Origin of the sequence: Formosa sp. S-31 (genome assembly GCF_051172795.1) — a bacterium.
Lineage (GTDB): Bacteria > Bacteroidota > Bacteroidia > Flavobacteriales > Flavobacteriaceae > Formosa.
Map to the genome: position 1 here is coordinate 246,803 of NZ_JAENDK010000004.1, position 6,633 is coordinate 253,435.

The 6,633-nt window shown below is 35.8% G+C and carries 6 protein-coding genes and 1 tRNA gene; 3 read left to right on the top strand and 4 right to left on the bottom strand.

Annotation, left to right across the window (positions count from 1 at the left end; translation table 11 throughout):
• Positions 1–8: 8 nt before the first annotated feature.
• Entirely contained in the window at positions 9–872 is an 864-nt protein-coding gene (locus tag I3217_RS06820) for a sigma-70 family RNA polymerase sigma factor (protein WP_435049003.1), read from the bottom strand.
• 141 nt (positions 873–1,013) lie between these two features.
• On the bottom strand, positions 1,014–1,718 hold the full coding sequence (locus tag I3217_RS06825) for a queuosine precursor transporter (RefSeq protein WP_435049004.1): 705 nt from the start codon (positions 1,716–1,718) through the stop codon (positions 1,014–1,016).
• Between the two features lie 156 nt (positions 1,719–1,874).
• Between I3217_RS06825 and folK the strand changes: the two genes are divergently transcribed.
• A complete protein-coding gene (folK, locus tag I3217_RS06830; RefSeq protein ID WP_435049005.1) occupies positions 1,875–2,993 on the top strand; it encodes a 2-amino-4-hydroxy-6-hydroxymethyldihydropteridine diphosphokinase in 1,119 nt (372 codons plus the stop codon).
• Between the two features lie 2 nt (positions 2,994–2,995).
• On the opposite strand, the gene I3217_RS06835 is transcribed toward folK, so the two are convergent.
• Both I3217_RS06835 and I3217_RS06840 read right to left on the bottom strand, forming a co-directional pair.
• Complete coding sequence (locus I3217_RS06835; RefSeq protein ID WP_435049006.1) at positions 2,996–3,142, bottom strand: hypothetical protein; 147 nt, start codon at positions 3,140–3,142, stop codon at positions 2,996–2,998.
• Complete coding sequence (locus I3217_RS06840; RefSeq protein ID WP_435049007.1) at positions 3,142–3,675, bottom strand: TrmH family RNA methyltransferase; 534 nt, start codon at positions 3,673–3,675, stop codon at positions 3,142–3,144. The genes I3217_RS06835 and I3217_RS06840 overlap by 1 nt, the downstream gene beginning before the upstream one ends.
• A 131-nt stretch (positions 3,676–3,806) precedes the next feature.
• On the opposite strand from I3217_RS06840, the gene mutS reads away from it, so the two are divergent.
• Together mutS and I3217_RS06850 are read left to right on the top strand one after the other, a co-directional pair.
• Positions 3,807–6,428 (top strand): DNA mismatch repair protein MutS, encoded by a 2,622-nt coding sequence (gene mutS, locus I3217_RS06845; RefSeq protein WP_435049008.1) that lies wholly within the window; start codon positions 3,807–3,809, stop codon positions 6,426–6,428.
• 131 nt (positions 6,429–6,559) lie between these two features.
• Positions 6,560–6,631, top strand: a tRNA-Gly gene (locus tag I3217_RS06850).
• Positions 6,632–6,633: the final 2 nt, after the last annotated feature.

Sequence of the window (6,633 nt, forward strand, 5' to 3'; positions counted from 1 at the left end):
ATTCAGGACTATCCCAAATAGGTTTTTAATATTTTATTCTTGGAACTATGACGCAGGCGTCTTATTCCTTTTTCTTTAATTTGTCTTACGCGTTCCCTCGTTAAATCGAATGTTTCTCCAATTTCATCCAGACTCATCGGAGCCTCATTGGTCAGGCCGAAAAATAATCGAATTACATCACTTTCTCTTGGCGAAAGGGTGTCTAAAGCTCGATTAATCTCCATGTTAAGCGATTCGTTAATTAAGTTATTATCCGGGTTTGGTGATTCTCCAGATTTAAATACATCGTACAAGTTGGAATTTTCTCCTTCTTTTAATGGCGCATCCATAGATAAATGTCGTCCTGTATTTTTTAAGGATTGTTTTACTTCATTTACCGTCATATCCAATTCGTTTGCAATTTCATCCGGACTAGGTGGACGCTCATGCGATTGTTCTAAAAAGGAGTACGCTTTGTTTATCTTATTTATCGATCCAATTTTATTTAACGGTAGACGTACTATTCTGGATTGTTCGGCTAAGGCTTGTAAAATGGCTTGTCGAATCCACCACACGGCATACGAAATAAATTTAAAGCCTCGGGTTTCGTCAAATCGCTTGGCAGCTTTAACCAAACCGGCATTACCTTCGTTAATTAAATCTGGTAACGTTAGTCCTTGGTTTTGATATTGTTTGGCAACCGATACTACGAATCTTAAATTAGATGTAGTAAGCTTGTCTAATGCAGCCTGATCTCCGGTCTTAATACGCTGTGCGAGTTCCACTTCTTCCTCGGCAGTAATAAGAGGCATTTTGCTAATATCCTGTAAATACTTATCTAAAGATTTAGACTCTCTGTTTGTTACCTGTTTTGTAATTTTTAGTTGCCTCATTTATGTAATTTATTTAAAATCCGTACCTTATAATGTAAACGAATATTTTGTAATTCCAAATAAAAAGCTGCTTAATTCATTAAAAATGAATAATTAAGGTGCTTTTAAATAAATACAGGTAAGAAGCGCGTGGAAAGAGCCCTAAATAAGATGTATTTCTTCGTTGACTTTTAAGTTGAAACGTTTTCTGAAAAAATAAACGCCCAAATATAAAAACGGAGTGTCTAAAGCAGCCATGAGTACTTTAAACAGAAATCCGCTGATTAATAATCCTGCAAATTTACTCCATTCTATTTTATGAAAAAAACATAATAACAATAAAACGGTAAGAGTGTCAATAAATTGGGATAAAAAGGTTGAAAAATTGTTTCTTAGCCACAAATGTCTGCCTTGGGTGAGATCTTTCCAGAAATGATAAATTTGTATGTCAATAAACTGAGCAAATAGATAAGCCATCATACTGGCAAATACGGCAATGGCTGTGCTGCCGAAAACGGCTGTAAAGGTATCGTTGTTTACAGGCGACCATGTCGTAGCCGGTACAGCATTCGAAGTGTAAATGATTAATATGGAAAATATAGAAGCAAATATGCCTGTTACTACGATTTGGTTTGCGGCCTTTTTGCCATAAATTTCACTAATTAAATCGGTTATTAAAAATGTAATGGGATATGGTAAAATGCCCACGGAAACTTCGAATAAATTAGCGCCGAAAATCGTGATGTTAAAAGGGTACCAGTAAAAAAACTTCTGAAAAATTAAATTAGAAACCACTAACGAGGTCATAAACAAGGCTCCAAGTAACAGATATATGCGATGTGCTAAAAAATAGTTTTTTTTGGTCATGAGCTATATGGTTTAGAACAAACCTACATATTAAATTTTAAACCGTAACACATCTGTATAAAGTTGCTTTTTTTTATTCCGATAATTCGAAAGGATAATGATTTAAACCAAAGAATAAATGGATTAGATTTCTTTAATTTGCACAGCTTTTTAAATATGACAAAACGGGTATATATATCTATTGGGAGTAATAAAGGAGATAGAATTGCATATTTGCAGGAGGCTGTAAATTCAATTTTTACCAAAATTGGAGTTATAGAGGCAATTTCCAAAGTCTATAAAACGCCTGCATTTGGATTTGATAGTGACGATTTTTTAAATGCTTGCCTCGTGGTTAAGACCGAATTGAGGTCCGATGTTGTAATGCAAACCTTATTAAATGTAGAAGCCGCATTAGGTCGGGTTAGGTCAGGTGTAAAAGGGTATCAGGCACGGGAAATCGATTTGGATGTCATTTTCATTGAGAATGAGATTATCAATAGTGAACTGTTACAGGTTCCGCATCCTGAAATGCATAAACGACTTTTCGTTTTAAAACCATTATTAGATATTGCAGCTACATATAAACATCCCGGTTTTAATAAAACTGTGGCAGAGCTTTTAAATGCATGTGAAGATAAGAGTGTCATAGAAGAAGTTTTTGATACTCTGAAAAATCCTATAGAAAACTACAGGTTTACTAACTATAATTACATTGCTATAGAAGGTAATATAGGAGCAGGAAAAACTAGTCTGGCAACAAAGATTTCTGAAGATTTTAATGCAAAATTAGTTTTGGAACGTTTTGCAGATAATCCGTTTCTGCCAAAATTTTATAACGATGCTTCACGATATGCTTTTCCTTTAGAGATGTCTTTTCTGGCCGATCGGTATCAGCAAATTAGTGATGATTTATCGCAGTTAGATTTGTTTAAGGATTTTATAGTTAGTGATTACGATGTGTTTAAATCGCTTATTTTTTCTAAAATCACACTACAGGAAGACGAATTTAAGTTGTACAGAAAGTTATTTTATATCATGTACAAGGAAATAGCAAAGCCCGATTTGTATGTGTATTTGTATCAAAATACGGAGCGTCTTCAAAAAAATATTAAAAAGCGCGGCCGAGAGTACGAACAACAAATCGAAGACGAATATCTCAATAAAATCAATTTGGGATATCTGGAATTTCTCAAAAACCAAACCGAACTGGAAGTGAAAATCATAGATGTTTCCAGCTTGGATTTTGTAGCAAATCGCGAAGACTATCTGAGTATTTTAAAATTAATTAATTAAAATTAATCCGGGTGAATTAGTTGGATGCCTTCGATTGAAACTGTCTCTTCTGGCATTTTAAGTTCTTTAGCGCTTGTCTTAAATATTACATTTTCAAATGAAAGATTTTGGGCGTTAGTAAGTTCCAGTGTGTTGTCTGGTGTGGTCATTACAACGATTTTAATTTGCTAAAAATATCCCAAACAACAACGCCGCAACTTACAGAAATATTTAAAGAATGCTTAGTGCCGTATTGCGGAATTTCAACTACCATATCACTAGCTGTTACAACCTCCTGTTGCACGCCTTTAACTTCGTTTCCAAATACAAGGGCGTAAGTAGTGTCTGCTGTAGGTGTAAAAGTATCCAGCATGGTTGCGTTTTCAGCTTGTTCTATACTTAGCACTTTTACTTGTTTTTCCTGAAGCGATTTTACAACAGTTATGGTGTCTTTAGCATATTCCCAATTAACCGTTTCGGTACTCCCTAAAGCGGTTTTGTGAATGTCCTTATGCGGAGGTTGGGCTGTAATACCACAGAGATAAATTTTTTCAATTAAAAAAGCGTCACTCGTTCTAAATACAGAACCAATATTGTTTAAACTTCTAATGTTATCTAAAATGATGATTAATGGTGTTTTTTCAATAACTTTAAAGTCTTCTACACTTAAACGGTCTAACTCGCTGTTTTTTAATTTGCGCATAATTCTGATTTCTATTTTTAATTCTGTTGATTTTAGTGAAATGCACGATACATATTTTCAAAAAAATCAAATAATAGTTACTTTAGCAACCTTACTAAAGCGCAAAAATAACACTTAAAAATTTCTTACCCTTGGCAAAAAAAACGAAAAAGGAAACGCCTTTAATGAAACAGTATAATGCAATAAAAGCAAAGTACCCCGATGCGATGCTTTTGTTTAGAGTAGGCGATTTTTATGAAACCTTTGGAGAAGATGCTGTTAGGGCAGCGGCGATACTCGATATTACCTTAACAAAACGTGGCGCCGGCAGTGAAAGTGAAACCGAATTAGCAGGATTCCCGCATCATTCCATTAATACCTACTTGCCCAAACTAGTTAAAGCAGGCGAGCGTGTAGCTATTTGCGATCAGTTAGAAGACCCAAAGCAGACGAAAACTATTGTAAAGCGAGGAGTTACAGAACTAATTACGCCAGGAGTTTCGCTTAACGATGAGGTGTTAAAGTCGAAATCGAATAATTTTCTTTGTGCTGTTCATTTTGGTAAGACGTTTATCGGGATTTCCTTTCTCGATATTTCTACAGGAGAATTTTTAACCTCGCAGGGGAATGCAGAATATATAGATAAACTGCTTCAGAATTTTAATCCAAGTGAAATTTTAGTGTCTAAACAAAAGCGTAAGGCATTTAAGGAGACTTTTGGAGAAGATTATCATGTGTTTTATTTAGAAGATTGGGTGTTTCAAGACGATTATACAAACGAATCTTTATTAAAACATTTTAATACAAAAACACTCAAAGGTTTTGGTGTAGAAAATCTGGAAGATGGTATTGTGGCTTCTGGGGCTGTTTTACATTATTTAAGCGAAACTCAGCACAACAAACTGGAACATATTACAGCTATAGCTCGTATTGCTGAAGATGATTATGTGTGGATGGACAGGTTTACAATGCGTAATCTGGAGTTGTATCATTCAACCAACAATAATGCAGTAACCTTACTGCATATAATAGATAAAACCATTTCGCCAATGGGCGGGCGTTTATTAAAGCGTTGGCTGGCTTTGCCGTTAAAGGATGCCGATAAGGTTAAACAACGCCATGAGGTAGTCGATTTCCTGACGAAAGAGACTGAAATGCATCAAAAGATGCGTAATCATATAAAGCATATTGGCGATTTAGAGCGTCTAATTTCTAAAGTGGCTACGGCTAAAGTTAGTCCGCGTGAAGTTATTCAACTTAAAAATTCACTGGAAGCCATTGTGCCCATAAAAGCCTTGGCATCTCAATCCGATAATGATGCTTTAAAAATTATAGGCGATAAATTGCAGAGTTGCGATGTGTTGCGGGAGCGTATTAAGCAGACCATACACGAAGACGCACCCGTAAATGTACTTAAAGGAAATACTATAGCTAAAGGTTTTTTGGAAGAGCTGGATGAACTTCGTAATCTGTCAACTTCTGGTAAACAGTATCTTGACGATATGTTGGCCAGAGAAAGCGAGCGTACTGGGATTACGTCTTTAAAAATAGCTTCGAATAATGTGTTTGGTTATTATATTGAAGTGCGGAATACACATAAGGACAAAGTGCCGGCAGATTGGATAAGAAAACAAACTCTAGTAAGCGCAGAACGTTATATTACGGAGGAATTAAAAGAATATGAAGCTAAAATACTAGGAGCCGAAGAACGCATATTGACCATAGAGCAAAAGTTATTTGCCGATCTGGTTTCCTGGATGAGCCAGTATATAAAACCAGTGCAGCAAAATGCTTTTCTTATTGGCCAGCTAGATTGCTTGTGTGGTTTTGCACAGTTGGCAACAGAGAATAACTATGTGTATCCTGTTTTAGATGATACTTACGATCTTGAAATTGTTGAAGGGCGTCACCCTGTAATAGAGAAACAATTGCCTATTGGGGAACCTTATATTGCTAACGATGTATTTTTAGATCGGTCAACCCAACAAATTATCATGATAACCGGGCCCAACATGTCTGGTAAGTCGGCCATTTTAAGACAAACGGCCTTAATAGTGCTTTTAGCTCAGATAGGAAGTTTTGTTCCTGCTAAATCGGCAAGAATTGGTGTAGTAGACAAAATATTTACCAGAGTAGGAGCTAGTGACAATATTTCGATGGGAGAGTCGACGTTTATGGTAGAAATGAATGAGACTGCATCCATCTTAAATAACATGTCGGAACGCAGTCTGGTGTTGCTCGATGAAATTGGGCGTGGAACGAGTACCTACGATGGTATTTCTATCGCCTGGGCTATAAGTGAATATTTACACGAGCACCCGGCTAAGGCAAAAACGCTGTTCGCAACGCATTATCATGAATTAAATGAGATGACAGAGACTTTTTCGAGAATTAAAAATTATAATGTTTCGGTAAAGGAATTAAAGGATAATGTCTTGTTTTTAAGAAAACTTGTGGAAGGTGGTAGTGAGCACAGTTTTGGAATACATGTAGCAAAAATGGCTGGAATGCCCCAGCAGGTATTGCATCGGGCAAATACGATTTTAAAGAAACTGGAAAAATCACATTCCAGTGAAGAGCTTACAGATAAAGTAAAGACCTTTTCAGACGATTTACAATTGAGTTTTTTCAATTTAGACGATCCGCTTTTGGAAAATATAAAAGACGAAATTTTAAATACAGATATCGATACATTGACTCCTGTAGAGGCATTGATGAAATTAAATGAAATAAAAAGAATGCTTGTAAAGCCAGCTAAGACGATAAAAAGTTAATTGTAGGTTATTGGTTTTTAGTGTCTTAAAATTTATTTTTTATTTTTTCAAACAAAAAGCTTTGAGATTTCAATAAATGTCCTAAATTTGCATCCGCAATAGCGATATTGCTAAGTTCATTAAAACACTACGCGAAAGTAGCTCAGGGGTAGAGCATCACCTTGCCAAGGTGAGGGTCGCGGGTTCAAATCCCGTCTTTCGCTCT